Origin of the sequence: Laspinema sp. D2d (genome assembly GCF_025370755.1) — a bacterium.
Taxonomy (GTDB): domain Bacteria; phylum Cyanobacteriota; class Cyanobacteriia; order Cyanobacteriales; family Laspinemataceae; genus Laspinema.
Genome location: NZ_JAMXFC010000050.1, coordinates 23018 through 38060 on the forward strand (window position 1 = coordinate 23018; position 15043 = coordinate 38060).

A 15043-nucleotide genomic window follows, 5' to 3' on the forward strand; every position below is an offset into this window, starting at 1 on the left:
TCCCCAATTAGAATCAAATTCCAATCGGGGAGTTTTATCTCACTTACTGATTAGCAAGTGCGCTATAATGGCTCACTTTACTTCATGGGTATCGAGTGGGTTAGAAGCAGGGTTTCTCACAAGAAGTTGGATTGCTCGAAACCCGGTTTCTGGTGTGATGAGAACTAACGGTGTCGGACAACCTTACTCAAAGTCATCTTCAATGTCATCGTCATCATCAAAATCATCATCGTCCTCGAAGTCTTCCTCTAGGATGGAGAGCGATCGCACGTCTTTGGCCCCTTTCACGCCCAAATCGGGTAGAGCAAACTCATCGTCCGCATCTTCATCATCAGGAGTCAAAATCTCCTCCTCTAACTCCATCCCGGTACTCCGGTAAGCCCGGGCGGTATGGTCATCAAGGACGACATCGGGAAACTCCTCTTCTTCCTCCTCCAGCACCCCGTCGTATGCGCTATCATCCGGCAGGAGCATCATATCTTCGTAGGCATTGAACCCAGTTCCCGCAGGAATCAGGCGTCCAATAATCACGTTTTCCTTCAACCCGCGCAACCAATCCGATTTGCCCTCGATCGCCGCTTCAGTCAGTACCCGAGTTGTCTCCTGGAAGGAAGCTGCCGAGATAAAGCTATCCGTATTCAACGACGCCTTTGTAATCCCCAACAACAGCGGGGTATATTTCGCCGGTGCACCGCCGGTAATCGACATGGCTTCATTTACCCGTTCCACCTGTTGCAGTTCAATCAACTCCCCAGGTAGCATGGTCGTATCTCCGCCATCATCGATTCGCACTTTGTTCGTCATCTGACGCACAATCACCTCAATGTGCTTATCACTAATATCAATCCCTTGGGATAGATATACCGACTGCACCTCACTCACTAAGAACGTTTGCACCTGCTGGAAACTCAACAGCGTATGCTCATAATTCCGTTCCCCGGGCAGATTAAAGAAAATCTCCAAAATCTCATGAGGATTGCTCGGTCCATCGGTGAGCGGTTCCCCAGCTTTGACCCGTTGACCATCACTCACCAGTAGAGTTTGACCGGGGCCAATTTCATAATCGGTAACGGCCCCATCCTCTTCTACCACTTTTAAAATGACGGTATCATCATCCCCATAGACCACTTGGGCCACTCCGGGTAACGCTGCCAAAATGCAACCCTCCTTGGGTTTACGGGCCTCCAGCAGTTCTTCAATCCGGGGCAACCCTTGAATAATATCCCCGGTCTTGGTACGCTCAAACACCAGTAGCACCAGGTTATCCCCCCGTTGCACCAAGGAGCCATCATCCACATGAAGCACGGCCCCGGGGGACACGCGGTAAGGACGAGCCAGACGCAATTTCATGTGGTAATTTCCCTGGGACAAGGCGGAGTCATCGGAAGGCTCCAGGTCGTTCACTTCGATGACTTGACCTGAATCCGGCATCCGCACCCCGGGGGCGATTTCGGTGTTTTCCACCACAAAATCTCCCACTTTGACGGTGGGTTCTTCCTTCGAGTCTACGGTAATGACATCATCATCTCGGACCACCAGGACCCGGCGAATCGCCTCGGATCCTTCGCGAATCCCGCGAATTTCACCGGCTTCTTTGCCGAGAATTTCGGTACGGGCGACAACGGCCCCAGGGGGAATCCGATCGCCATCTTTCACCAACAGACGAGTTTGGGTACTGCCTTGGGTGGTATCTGCAACGACATCCCGGCGAATGACTAAGGATTCCAGAATCACCAACTGTAAGCGCATGGGTGCACCTTTAGAAGGGTCTAACTCTTCTGAAGAGAGCAGTTCTTCTTCCTCCACCGGCACTAATTCAATATCGGCGGCTAATCCGGGGGCGTCTTTATCAATTTCCAGGACTAACTGGGTCCGCAGCAATTCCAACCCTTCTACGGATTTGACCCGTTCCCCATCTTTATAGGGCAAGCGCTGGACGGCGCGCAGTTGAATCATGGCCTCTTCCCCATTGTTCAGGGATTCCTGAGAGGGAATGGCGGGTTCATCTAAGACGGGATATTCCACAGCGGGACGCAGCAACAAGGCTGGACCTTCAGGGGTTTCCAGGATTTCCACATAGCGCAATTCCTGGGCGATGAGTCCGGGGATAATCTCTTGACCGGGATTGACGAGACTGCCATTGGCGATCGCCACTTCCTCGGGATCCTCAATCATAATCAATTCCCCGGGCTTGATGGTCACTTCCCGAAGAATGTCATTTTTCTGGGTGACTTCCACCACCCCACTGCTGGCGCATTTGATGTCTTTAACGATTTCTGTCGCCGCTTCGACAAATTGACCATCTTCCACCAGCAGCAAGGAAATATCCTTGTTGATTTCGTGGCATTCTTCCGGAATCCAGAGCAAAGTGCCGCCTTTAACGACTTCATAGCCTTGTTTGGCTTTGCCCCGTTTCTGGACTTCCACTCCGGCATATTTAATAATCCCCCCGCTGTGGGTGCGGTAGGTTTCATCAATTAATTCAGCCACCACCTGATGATTCAACACCTTGGTTCCCGGGGTGGCTTTCAGGGAGAATAACTGTTTGCCAACGGTTTCAATGGTGTAATGGTCTCGACCTCCGGTAGAGGTGGCATAAACCGTGGCGCGGTCCAAAGTCACGGACGCGGTGATAATCTCAACTTCCCGAGGCATGGAAGAGGGTCGGTTTTCCATTTCTTCCGGCAGACGGACGATCCCGCCATTGTCGGTGACGAGTTTGGTTTCAGCCAGGACGCCACCGGGTTGGATGCGATCGCCATTTCTGACCACAGGTTCAGCCCCTGGGGGTAGGTTATAAACCTCACCGGATAAAATCCAGACCAGACCCCCCCGGGTGGCAGTGCGGGTAGCATTGCCTTGGCGGTCCTTCTTCTCTTCTGGCATTAAGTCGGCAAAGACCACTTCCCCGGCTAAGTCGGAGGCCACGTCCTTGGTGGCTTTTTCCGTGGTTCGGCGAGTCCGTCCCGGTAGGGGGACTTCCGCCAGCAGGGTCAACCGTTCCACTTTAGCCCCATCAGGAACCAAGAGAACCGTGCCTTGGAAGACATCAAAAACTTCTTTGCGGCCTTCAGCTTGCAGGGTAATTTCTGATTTGGCATTTTCCACCACAAAGGCATCTTCCCCATGACGGGTCCGGAATGCCCGCGCCCGCATGGTGGGGGAATAATGGACGGTCCCGGCGAAGGCGGCGATTACGGTCCGGGCGACTTCGGCGGTGAAGACCCCTCCGGTGTGGAAGGTCCGCATGGTAAGTTGAGTACCGGGTTCGCCGATGGATTGGGCGGCGATAATCCCAACGGCTTCTCCCATATCTACAAGTTTGCCATGCGCTAGACTCCAGCCATAGCAAAGCTGACAGACGGAACGGGAGGCTTCACAGGTGAGGGGCGATCGCACCATCACCCGTTCTACCCCATGTTTCATAATTTTTTCCGAGAGGTCATCATCCATTGGCTGATTGCGGGCGGCAATCAACTCCCCAGTTTGGGGGGAAATGATATCCTCAGCGGTGACCCGACCAAACAGGCGATCGCTCAAAGGAATCAGAATCCGGTCCTCATCTTTCATGGACTCCATCGGAATCCCGCGAGTCGTGCCGCAGTCCACTTCCCGGACAATCACATCTTGGGAGACATCCACCAGACGCCGAGTCAGATAGCCGGAATCCGCCGTCCGTAGCGCGGTATCGACTAATCCTTTCCGCGCCCCGTAGGAGGAGATGATATATTCGGTAACGGTCAGCCCTTCGCGGAAATTAGTCTTAATGGGTAAGTCAATAATTTCCCCCTGGGGATTTGCCATCAAGCCCCGCATCCCCACCAACTGCCGCACCTGAGAGACGTTCCCCCGCGCCCCAGAGAAGGCCATCATATAGACGGAGTTCAGGGGGTCGGTTTCTTTGAAGTGACGCACCACCTCATCTTTGAGAGATTCACTGGTACTATTCCAAGTATCAATAACTTTTTGGAACCGCTCAACTTCAGTGATTTCCCCTCGGGCATAGCGGCTTTCGGTTAAAGTGATTTCCCGTTCCGCCCCCATCAATAAATCTCGCTTGGAGGGAGGAATCATCAAGTCATCCACACTAATAGAAACCCCGGCTTTTGTGGCATAGCGGAATCCCAAATCTTTGAGGCGATCGGCAATTTGGGCACTCCGGGCCGTCCCATGCTGCACAAAAGTTCGGGAAATTAGGCTTTTAATTTGGCCTTTATTAATAACTCGGTTGTAGAAAGTGAACTTATTTTTAGTCATTAGTCTTTTGTCCTTTGTCCTTTGACTTTAGTCATTAGTCCGTTGTCCTTTGACTGATGAGAGGAGATTGAGGGGATTAGGGAGATTGAAGAGATAGGGGAGATGGAGGAGATTATTCTACCCCTGCTTCCCTATCTACCCCTGCTTCCCTATCTTCCCCATCCCCCCTATCTTCCCTGCTTCCCTATCTACTGACCGCCTTAACTCAACACATCGGCAATGGTTTTATTGAAGATAATTCGGCCTGCAGTGGTGTGAATATATTGGGACAAGAGATTGCCATTGGCATCTTCTCGGAGGCGGCGATCGGCATAGAGTTTGGTCACCGTTCCATCGGAATGTTTGGTGATTTCGGGTTCTGTTTCTTTCGTTTCTGAATCAATATCCCAGTCCAAATCTAGGCGCACCCAAATCAAAGCGTGTAACTCAATTAACCCTTGCTCATAAGCAATAATGGCATCCTGTAATGAGGCAAAATAACCGCCTGCACCTTTATGTGCTTTAGGATTATGGGCCGTCAAATAATAACAACCCAACACCATATCCTGAGAGGGAGTAACAATAGGCCGTCCCGTTGCCGGAGACATAATATTGTTAGAAGCTAACATCAACAACCGGGCTTCGGCTTGAGCCTCTAAACCTAGAGGAACGTGCACCGCCATTTGGTCTCCGTCAAAGTCAGCATTAAATGCCGGACAAACTAACGGGTGCAATTGAATCGCGCGTCCTTCGACTAAAATCGGCTCAAAGGCTTGAATCCCTAAACGGTGCAGAGTAGGTGCACGGTTTAACAGCACGGGGTGAGATTCAATCACCTCTTCCAACACATCCCAAACACTCGGATCAGCCCGTTGAATTAGCTTTTTGGCCGCCTTAATATTGTTCACTAAACCCTGACGAATCAGGCGGTGAATTACGAAGGGTTGGAAGAGTTCGATCGCCATTTCCCGAGGCAATCCGCACTGATGAATCTTCAGTTTTGGACCAACCACAATCACAGAACGTCCAGAATAGTCCACCCGTTTTCCGAGTAAGTTTTGCCGGAATCGTCCTTGTTTCCCTTCGATAATGTCGGACAAAGATTTCAGCGGGCGGTTATTAGCACCCACCACAGTTCGTCCCCGACGACCATTATCAATTAAGGCATCCACGGCTTCTTGCAACATCCGTTTTTCATTCCGAATGATGATTTCCGGGGCCAAAATCTCTTGGAGGCGGGCTAACCGATTATTCCGGTTAATCACCCGACGGTACAAATCATTCAGGTCACTCGTGGCAAACCGTCCCCCATCCAACTGCACCATCGGGCGCAAGTCCGGCGGAATCACGGGAATATATTCCAGAACCATCCAATCCGGTTGAGATCCCGTGGCAATAAAGTTATCAATAACGCGCAAACGTTTAATCAATTTGGCGCGCTTTTGACCTTTGGAGTTAGCGATTTCTTCGCGCAACTGTTCCGCTTCTGCTTCTAAGTCGAGGTCTTGCAATAACCGTTGCAGCGCTTCGGCACCAATCCCGACCTCAATGCCGATGAGTTCCGTATCCTCACTATAGAGTTGGTCCTCGATTTCCATCCAAGCATCTTCACTCAGGAGTTGCTTGTATTGCAGATTATCGGCATTTCCGGGACTGAGAACACAATAGGCATTAAAGTAGACAATTTGTTCCACATCCCGCAAGGGCATATCCAGGAGAATAGCGATATAGCTAGGAATCCCCTTGAGATACCAAACATGAGCAACGGGTGCAGCTAACCGAATAAAGCCCATGCGATGCCGACGCACGCGAGACTCAGTAACTTCTACACCGCATCTCTCACAAACAATGCCGCGATGGCGAACTCGCTTATATTTACCGCAATGACATTCCCAATCTTTCGCAGGACCAAAAATCCGCTCACAAAATAAACCGTCCATTTCCGGTTTTAAAGTGCGGTAATTAATGGTTTCTGGTTTAGTGACCTCGCCGACAATTTGACCATTCGGCAGAGTTCGTTCACCCCATTGCCGAATTCGGTCTGGGGAGGCGATCGCAATCTTTACATAATCAAAGCGTTGCTCAATCTTTGGCATTCGATGATATCCCCTTGTAAACTTTGTCCTTGGTCCTTGGTCATTTGGAATCAGAGGCAGGGAGGGTGGTGAAGGCGGGGAGGGTGGTGAAGGTGGGGAGGATGGGGAAGGTGGGGAGGATTATTCTTCCCTATCTCCCCCATCTCCCCCATCTCCCCCATCTCCCCCATCTCCCCCATCTCCCCCATCTCCAGGAGAAGAAATTACTCTTCCTCTTCCTCTAAAGCTTCCCGCGACACAGATTCATAAGTGGGACGGGAGGGGGTGCGACGATTTGCCACATCCGCCATTAAGTCAACTTCAACATCCCGAGACGTGCCATCCTCCTGGGTCTGCACTTTATGCACCGCAATATCCAAGCACAGCGACTGCAACTCTCGCATCAGCACTTTGAAAGACTCTGGAGTTCCCGGACGAGGAATCGCTTTTCCTTTGACGATCGCATTCAACGCTTCATTCCGTCCCTGCATATCATCAGACTTAACCGTCAACAATTCCTGCAAGGTATAAGCGGCCCCAAATGCCTCCAAGGCCCAAACTTCCATTTCTCCAAACCGCTGGCCCCCTTGTTGCGCTTTACCGCCGAGGGGTTGCTGGGTGACCAAAGAATAGGGTCCCGTAGAACGGGCGTGAATCTTGTCATCCACCAAATGCACCAGCTTGAGCATATACGCCTTACCCACGGTAATGGGGCGGTCAAATGCCTCTCCCGTCCGGCCATCATAAACGAGGGTTTTCCCAGGGTGGTCTTCGTTAAATATCCAATCCTTACCCGTCTTATTGCGCGCTTCTTGCAACTTGCCGTGCACGGTTTCCCGAGATTTTTCGCTGCCATGCATTTCATCAAACGGCACGACTTTGAACCGGGACCCCAGATTTTGTCCGGCCCATCCCAGGAGGCACTCAAACACCTGGCCCACATTCATCCGCGAAGGCACACCCAAGGGATTCAACACAATATCCAACGGGGTCCCATCGGGCAGGTAGGGCATATCTTCTAGGGGCAAAATCCGGGAAATAATTCCCTTATTCCCGTGACGACCGGCCATTTTGTCTCCGACCTGGATTTTCCGCTTCTGGGCCACATAAACCCGCACGACCATGTTGGCACCGGGGGGCAGTTCATCCCCTTGTTCCCGGGTAAACACCCGCACATCGACAACCCGGCCTTTTTCCCCGTTCGGGACTCGCAGGGAGTTATCCCGTACATCCCGGGCTTTTTCCCCGAAAATCGCCCGCAAGAGCTTTTCTTCTGGGGGTTGGTCGGACTCCCCTTTGGGCGTAACTTTACCCACCAGGATATCCCCGGATTCAACCCAGGCCCCAATCCGGATAATTCCCCCTTCATCTAACTGACGCAGGGAATCTTCCCCGACGTTAGGAATTTCTCGGGTAATTTCTTCCGGTCCTAGCTTGGTTTGTCGTGCCTCAATTTCATATTTCTCAATGTGAATTGAGGTGTAGAGGTCGTCATAAACTAGACGCTCACTAATTAGGATGGCGTCTTCGTAGTTATATCCTTCCCAAGGCATATAAGCCACAAGAATATTCTGACCCAGGGCCAACTCGCCTCCTTCCGTGGAGGACCCATCCGCTAAGACTTGTCCGGCAACTACATCATCCCCTTCAAAGACCAGGGGACGCTGGTTCAAGCAGGTGTCTTGGTTGGACCGCTGATATTTCTGTAACTGATATTCCATTTCCCGACCGTTGGGGTCTTGGACGCGAATCTTGGTGGCATCCACAAAGGTGACGATCCCATCAGTCCGAGAAACGACAACCATACCAGAATCTCGGGCGGCTTGGGCTTCCAGGCCGGTCCCGACTAAGGGGCGTTCTGGCAGTAACAGCGGCACGGCTTGCCGCTGCATATTAGAACCCATCAGGGCGCGGTTAGCATCGTCATGTTCCAGGAAGGGAATCAGGGATGTAGCCACGGAGATAATCTGAACGGGAGAAACCGCCACATAGTCCACCTGATCCGGTGTGGTGGTGGTGAAATCCTGGCGATAGCGCACGGGGACGGTTTCACCTTGGATATAACCGCCTTCATCCACGGTAATATCCCCAGGTGCAACTCGCAGATCATCTTCCTCATCGGCAGTCATAAACAGTGCACCCCGTTCCCGCAAGACGCGACCATTTTCGACGGGATAAAACGGGGTTTCGATAAATCCGTAGGGGTTGACGCGGGCGTGAGTGGCTAAGGAACCAATTAATCCGGCGTTGGGACCTTCTGGAGTCTCGATCGGGCAGATCCGTCCGTAGTGGGAGGGGTGAATATCCCGGACTGCAAATCCAGCCCGTTCCCGGGTTAAACCGCCTGGACCGAGGGCGCTCAAGCGGCGTTTGTGGGTCAGTTCCGCTAAGGGGTTGGTCTGATCCATAAACTGCGAAAGCTGAGAGGACCCAAAGAATTCCTTGATGGCGGCGACGAGGGGTTTGGGGTTGACCAAGGAGGCGGGGGTGAGGGAATCGGCATCAGAAACGGTCATCCGTTCCCGGATGATTCTTTCTAAGCGGTTGAGTCCGACTCGGACTTGGTTTTGTAAGAGTTCGCCGACCGATCGCACCCGACGATTGCCTAAGTGGTCAATGTCATCGCTTTGTCCCACGTCGAATTCCAGGTTAATCAGGTAGTCGATCGCCGTCAGAATATCCTGGGGCGTTAATACCCGGACGTTATCCGGTACCGACAGGCGCAATTTTTTATTCAGCTTATAGCGGCCTACCCGTCCCAAGTCGTACCGTTTCGGGTCAAAGAAGCGCGAATCCAGAAGCTGACTGCCTCCCGATACCGTGGGGGGTTCCCCGGGACGCAGCTTCTTGTAAAGCTCCATCAGGGCTTCTTCTTCCGTGAATTCCCCTTCTTTTTCAATGGTTTTTTGAAAATATTCGGGGTGGCGCAGGGCATCGAAAATCTCGTTATTACTCAGTCCCAGGGCCTTAAGCAGCACTTGGGCGCTCAATTTGCGGGTTTTGTCAATGCGGACCCAAACTAAATCATTTTTGTCCGTCTCAAATTTCAGCCATGCCCCCCGGTTGGGGATCAGGCTGGCATTGTAGGTCCGTCGGCCATTTTTGTCGGTCTCGGATTTGTAGTACACTCCGGGAGAACGAACAATTTGGTTAACGATGACTCGTTCGGCCCCGTTAATAATGAAGGTTCCCCGTTCGGTCATTAAGGGCAGGTCGCCGATGAAGACTTCTTGCTCTTTGATTTCGCCGGTTTCTTTGTTGATGAGTCGGGTTGGCACATACATTTGCACCGCGTAGGTACTGTCCCGGCGTTTTGCGTCATCTACATCATATTTTGGACGCTTGAGTTTGTAGTCCTTCCCTATAAAATGTAATTCTAGTTTTCCCGTATAGTCAGTGATGGGGGAAAAGCTGTCGAGTTCTTCAATCAGTCCTAATTCAAGAAACCAACGGAAACTCGCCCTTTGAATCTCGACGAGATCGGGAAGGGTAAATGCCGTTGCTGCTGGGTAGGTCGGATTATTCATTTGTGTCGATCGCCTCTACGCTGTGAATTCTACGCAAGTTTAGGGAAGGAGAAAATAAAGACCTGGGACAGAAGAATGAACCGCTACAGATTCACCTTTCAGGCTTCGTCTCTCTGGTGCTTTTGTTTCAAAGAGTGCTGTTTGGTGACGCAGTTTAGTTTAAACTCCCGTTGTGGCTTGGCACTGTTCTCGGGTTAAAGATAGGTTTTTTTCTAGCAACTTTATGGGTCTCCCAATCAACGATTTAAGCTATCCATCAAGGGATAGCCATTGCGGTGAAATTCAGATTTAGGCAATTTTTGCATTTTTTTCAGGTAACCCATTATTATAGCTTCGTTCGTTTTTAGCGTCAAGAAATGGTCGGGTTTAGGGGTGCGATCGCACAGCAGGGTGTTCTATTCTAAAGGTCCACTCATCCCAGGGTGAGTTGAAAGAGGCGACAAGCATTATCTGTGGTTTGGGCGGCTAAGGTTTCAAAGGAAACCCCGCGCAGGGTCGCCACTTGTTCCGCCACGTAGCGAACGTAGGCGGGTTCATTGCGTTTGCCGCGTTTGGGAACCGGGGCCAAAAACGGACAGTCAGTTTCGACCAGGAGGCGATCGCTGGGGACGAGACGAGCGGACTCTTGAATACTTTGAGCATTCTTGAAAGTGACAATCCCGCTAAAGCTAATATAGAAGCCTAAGTCGAGAAACCATTGGGTCTCCTCGGGAGTTCCGCCCCAACAATGCATGACCCCGGGAACAGGACCGCGATCGCACCAGAAACCCCGCAATAATTCAGCCATCTCCCGGGAGGCATCCCGACAATGGATAATCACCGCCTTATTCAGCCGCTGGGCTATTTCTAGCTGGGCAATAAAGGCTTCTTGTTGCTGCTGTTGATTTTCGGCCTTATAAAAGTCTAGCCCAGTTTCTCCAATGGCGACCACTCGCGCCTCGGATGCGGCTAACTCTTCAATGCGATCGCCAAGTTGGGAGGACCATTGATGGGCCTCCAGAGGATGCAAGCCCACGGCGAAGGAAATTTCCCCAAACCGATTGGCGAGTCCTTGAATACTGCCAAATTCTTCCGGCGTGACGCAGGAATGCACAAGATGCACGACCCCGGCTTCATGCCAACGTTCGCGGACCGCTTCTAAATCGCAGTCAAACCGCTCAAAATTAATGTGAACGTGCGTATCTATCAATTGCATCGGAATCGACGCGCTCTTGGGATGGAAAGATTTAACCGCTGAAAGCCGCGAAGTTTCACGTCTTTGAACCAGGGCATTAACGAATGAAAAATCAGCAGGGGGAATGGGGTTGGACTAGGGCTTTTCAGGCTTTTAGTCCAACCAACAAGGACGCCCTCGGTCTCCCGATGTCGTCCATGACCTCAACCCTGCCTTGAGGGTTATCCCTACGAAGCAGCCGATTGCGCCAATTCGTGTTGTTTAACAACTCTGGCTAAATTGGATTTTTTGCGAGCGCCGTTGTTAGGATGAAGAACACCGCATTTTACTGCTTTGTCGATCTTGCTGTAAGCGGCATTAAGCCGATTATGGATCTCTTCCTTCAACTCCGGTGTGGGATTGCTGCCGTATTGCTCGGCAGAGGTCACACATTTCTTGATCAGGGTTTTGACCGCTGATTTATAAGATTTGTTACGCAAGCGATTGCGTTCGGCGATTTGGACGCGCTTGATAGCAGACTTAATGTTAGCCACAGTCGATAAGCCCAGAACTCAATACGGGAACAATTTTGACGATTCTCCACCTTAAAAGAGCGGAGATTCTTGGGCTGAACGTGGCCTACACTGAGAGATCCAGTTTCGGTCTTACACATTCATGTCTAGCCAGAACGGATGCTTTCACATCGTCCACTTAAAGGCTACTCCCCAAGCTTGACTTCGCGTGCGCCCCACGCTAGTGGATTCTTTCCGTCCTGACCGCAGGGTCTCCCAGTTTTTTTACGGATAGTGACGGTTCGGCTTTCCAAGTTGCGGAGTAGGACGTTAACCCTGTTTCCTCGCGCCTTGGCTGGTCAGCGACCCAATAGATTTTAACACAGAAAGGAATTTTAACACAGAAAGCAAGTTAAGGCGCAAGAGTTAAGCTCATCCTAAAAGAATGAGAGTGTTCTAGCGTCATGTTTTTGAGAAAACACTATACCATCGAATCAAGGGGAAAATGCATTTCCGTTGAATAAAATCCAGGTTAAGCTAGAGAAGACGGGGACGGGTAAGCCAAAGCAAAAGCATCGGTAGTCGCGGTTGATGTGGCGAGCGACCCGTTCTCCTCAAGGGCAATACCTGTCGATTATCTCCTAACTCCATGCTGCGAATTATTACACAGCGGGCTGAGGCACAAGCTGAACTCCGGCGCATCTGCGATCGCACCCACGACGACCAAGTTCTCCATAAAGAGGCAACGGTTCGGGAAGTGCTCCAAGCGGTCAAACGCCAAGGCGATCGCTCACTCTTGCATTATACGGCTGAGTTCGACGGGCAATCCTTAAAGCCCGAAGACCTGCGCGTGAGCGGCTCCGAATTGGATGCCGCCTATCAGCAGGTGTCAAAAGAACTCCTAGACGCCATTTGCTTGGCAAAGCAGAACATTGAAGCGTTCCATCGTCAGCGTGTCCCCAAATCTTGGGTTCAATTTGGGGAGGATGAGGTGGTGCTGGGTAAACGTTATACCCCCGTAGATCGAGCGGGGCTTTACGTTCCGGGGGGGCGGGCCGCCTACCCCAGTACCGTGCTGATGAATGCAATTCCGGCTCAGGTCGCTGGGGTCCCCCGGATTGTGATCTGCACCCCTCCGGGACCGGAAAAAACGGTGAACCCAGCAGTCCTGGTGGCGGCCCAAGAAGCGGGAATCCAGGAAATTTATCGAGTGGGGGGCGCTCAGGCGATCGCCGCCTTAGCCTATGGCACCGAAACCATCCCTAAAGTGGATGTGATTACCGGACCGGGCAATATTTATGTCACCTTGGCGAAAAAGCAGGTCTTTGGAACCGTGGGCATTGACTCCTTAGCCGGTCCCTCGGAAGTCCTGATTATTGCCGATTCCCAAGGAAATCCGGCTCATATCGCCACGGATTTGCTGGCGCAAGCTGAACATGACCCCCTCGCCGCCGCCATTCTGATTACCACCGATGCTCAGATCGCTCGCAAGGTTGTCGCTGAAGTCGAGGACCAACTGATTGATCACCCACGTCGGACCCTCACCGAAAAGGCGATCGCCCATTACGGTGTTGTCATTGTGGTTGATTCCCTGCAAATTGCCGCCGAACTCTCCAATGAATTTGCCCCAGAACACCTAGAACTCGAAGTCAGCGACCCTTGGGATTTACTGGAGTCGATTCGTCATGCTGGTGCCATCTTCCTCGGGAACTCCACCCCTGAAGCTGTCGGCGATTACCTCGCAGGCCCTAACCATACCCTTCCCACTTCGGGATCGGCTCGTTATGCCTCAGCTTTGGGGGTGGAAACCTTTATGAAACACTCCAGTTTGATTCAATATTCTCCCAAGGCACTGCAAAAGGTGGCCGGTGCGATCGATGTGCTCACCAGAGCCGAAGGTTTACCCTCTCATGGGGATTCGGTCCGCAAGCGCGTCCAAGATGGCCCCTAACTTTTGTCGTCGATGGTTTTCACCCCAACCCCAGGGGCGATCGCCTCTGGACAACCCGAACCATCGACTCTATCTCCTTTAAATCCGTTAGATAATTTTCTGCTGACCGTCACAGGTCGGCTTTTTTATGGGATGAATCGCCCCCAACCCTGGCGATCGCCCTTTTGTTCCGGTCATACCAGAACCCTTCCCACATGACCGGGCCTATTTAAAAACAATTCCGATTGTTTCTCCCTCAGCATTCCCACTATAATGCCGCTAAACTAAGCGTTGAGGCGATTTTCTCGGCTGAAATCTTTTTTCCCGTACCATTGAAGCCGGTTGCCCAAACTTGAAGGTTGCCAATAGCGAATTAGGAGAGCGGCATTGTGATTAGTACCATTCTTGTAGCACTTGACGGTTCGGATTTATCAGAGCAAGTCATTGCGACCTTGCATAACCTGAAGCTTGAAACCATGACTCAAGTCATTCTGGCTAATGTAATGTCCAAGCCGACATCGGATTTAGATATAGTGGTGGATAGACCCCAAGTCGAGACGGAAGATATCCCGTATCGGGCTATTGAAAAAAAACTTCAATCCTATCAAGAAAAAATTCCTTGTCAAACTGAACTCGAAATTGTTACCGGAGATCCCGCTGAAGAAATTGTCCGCTTGGCTAATATTTACCAGGCTGATTTAATTTTAATTGGCAGCCGAGGCTTAACCGGAATGAATCGAATTTTACAAGGTTCTGTGAGTTCTCAAGTGGTAACGGATGCCTCTTGTTCTGTTCTAGTTGTTAAGCCCGTCTTACCCGCCCAAGGAACATAAGAAACCGGATTTCTTGCCCAGAAACCCGGTTTCTGGGATGACTGAAAGGAGGCTTTAGGGATTTCCATAAAAATAAAAAAAGTTCTGCATGAAAGATTTCGCAGAACTGGAAAAGCCCATTGGCGTTTTGAAGGGGGGTTGGGGGGATCTATGATGGAAGATTTTATTTTTTGGAGTTCCCTGACGGGGAAACAGCCTTAGTCTGAGCGACAAACTCTCGCAGACGCAATAAATTCATCGTATGGCTTAAATTCAGCGGGAGTAAAGAGACCCCTTCTAGGCGGGACTGTACCCACCCCTCCCCCCAGTACCATTCGTGGAATCCATCAATGCCGCCACTCAACAATAGTCGCAGACAATTTGGGTCAGCACGTTCTACGAAATGTCGAATCGTCAAGGGACCGAGAGAAATGGTAAAGGTGACACCGGAGTGCAACTCTTCCGGCAGGGGTGTAGAGAAGCGTTGGGTCCATAACCATTGTTGGAGGCGATCGCGGCGTAGGAGACTGTCGCGAATCACGGTTTCTGGTGCGTCCACTTCGATTCTCAGATGAGCTTGTTGAAAACTGCCTAACATAGTTGAGGTTGACTGCCTGTGGTGGTTTTCCCTTTTAGTATGGCAGACCAGGCGAGGGGAGGATGGGTAGATGGGGGAGGATGGGGAGGATGGGGAGGATGGGGGAGATGGGGAAGCAGGGGAAGCAGGGGAAGCAGGGGAAGCAGGGGAAGCAGGGGAAGCAGGGGCAGCAGGGGAAGCAGGGGAAGCAGGGGAAGCAG

At 51.4% G+C, this 15043-nt stretch carries 9 protein-coding genes; 3 read left to right on the forward strand and 6 right to left on the reverse strand.

Going from position 1 to position 15043, the window contains the following annotated elements; genetic code table 11:
• Window positions 1–183 precede the first annotated feature (183 nt).
• The 5 genes from NG796_RS23885 to rpsT all read right to left on the reverse strand — a co-directional run bounded on the left by NG796_RS23885 (window position 184) and on the right by rpsT (window position 11545).
• A complete protein-coding gene (locus tag NG796_RS23885; protein WP_261209708.1) occupies window positions 184–4257 on the reverse strand; it encodes a DNA-directed RNA polymerase subunit beta' in 4074 nt (1357 codons plus the stop codon).
• A 200-nt stretch (window positions 4258–4457) separates the two neighbouring features.
• Window positions 4458–6332, reverse strand: coding sequence for a DNA-directed RNA polymerase subunit gamma (locus NG796_RS23890; protein WP_261209710.1), 1875 nt, complete (start codon window positions 6330–6332; stop codon window positions 4458–4460).
• A 203-nt stretch (window positions 6333–6535) separates the two neighbouring features.
• A complete protein-coding gene (gene rpoB, locus NG796_RS23895; protein ID WP_261209712.1) occupies window positions 6536–9838 on the reverse strand; it encodes a DNA-directed RNA polymerase subunit beta in 3303 nt (1100 codons plus the stop codon).
• Between the two features lie 412 nt (window positions 9839–10250).
• Complete coding sequence (locus NG796_RS23900; protein ID WP_261209714.1) at window positions 10251–11033, reverse strand: TatD family hydrolase; 783 nt, start codon at window positions 11031–11033, stop codon at window positions 10251–10253.
• 206 nt (window positions 11034–11239) lie between these two features.
• Window positions 11240–11545 (reverse strand): 30S ribosomal protein S20, encoded by a 306-nt coding sequence (rpsT, locus tag NG796_RS23905; RefSeq protein WP_261209715.1) that lies wholly within the window; start codon window positions 11543–11545, stop codon window positions 11240–11242.
• Window positions 11546–12152: 607 nt separating this feature from the next.
• Between rpsT and hisD the strand changes: the two genes are divergently transcribed.
• The 3 genes from hisD (at window position 12153) to NG796_RS23920 (ending at window position 14266) form a co-directional block, all read left to right on the forward strand.
• Window positions 12153–13454: a histidinol dehydrogenase gene (gene hisD / locus NG796_RS23910; protein WP_261209717.1), complete on the forward strand. Its 1302-nt coding sequence runs from the start codon at window positions 12153–12155 to the stop codon at window positions 13452–13454.
• 12 nt (window positions 13455–13466) lie between these two features.
• Window positions 13467–13652, forward strand: a complete 186-nt coding sequence (locus NG796_RS23915; protein WP_261209719.1) for a hypothetical protein — start codon at window positions 13467–13469, stop codon at window positions 13650–13652.
• 170 nt (window positions 13653–13822) lie between these two features.
• Complete coding sequence (locus tag NG796_RS23920; RefSeq protein WP_261209721.1) at window positions 13823–14266, forward strand: universal stress protein; 444 nt, start codon at window positions 13823–13825, stop codon at window positions 14264–14266.
• A gap of 163 nt (window positions 14267–14429) precedes the next feature.
• Here the strand turns inward: NG796_RS23920 and NG796_RS23925 are convergent, their stop codons facing one another.
• Window positions 14430–14843 (reverse strand): hypothetical protein, encoded by a 414-nt coding sequence (locus NG796_RS23925; protein ID WP_261209723.1) that lies wholly within the window; start codon window positions 14841–14843, stop codon window positions 14430–14432.
• Window positions 14844–15043: the final 200 nt, after the last annotated feature.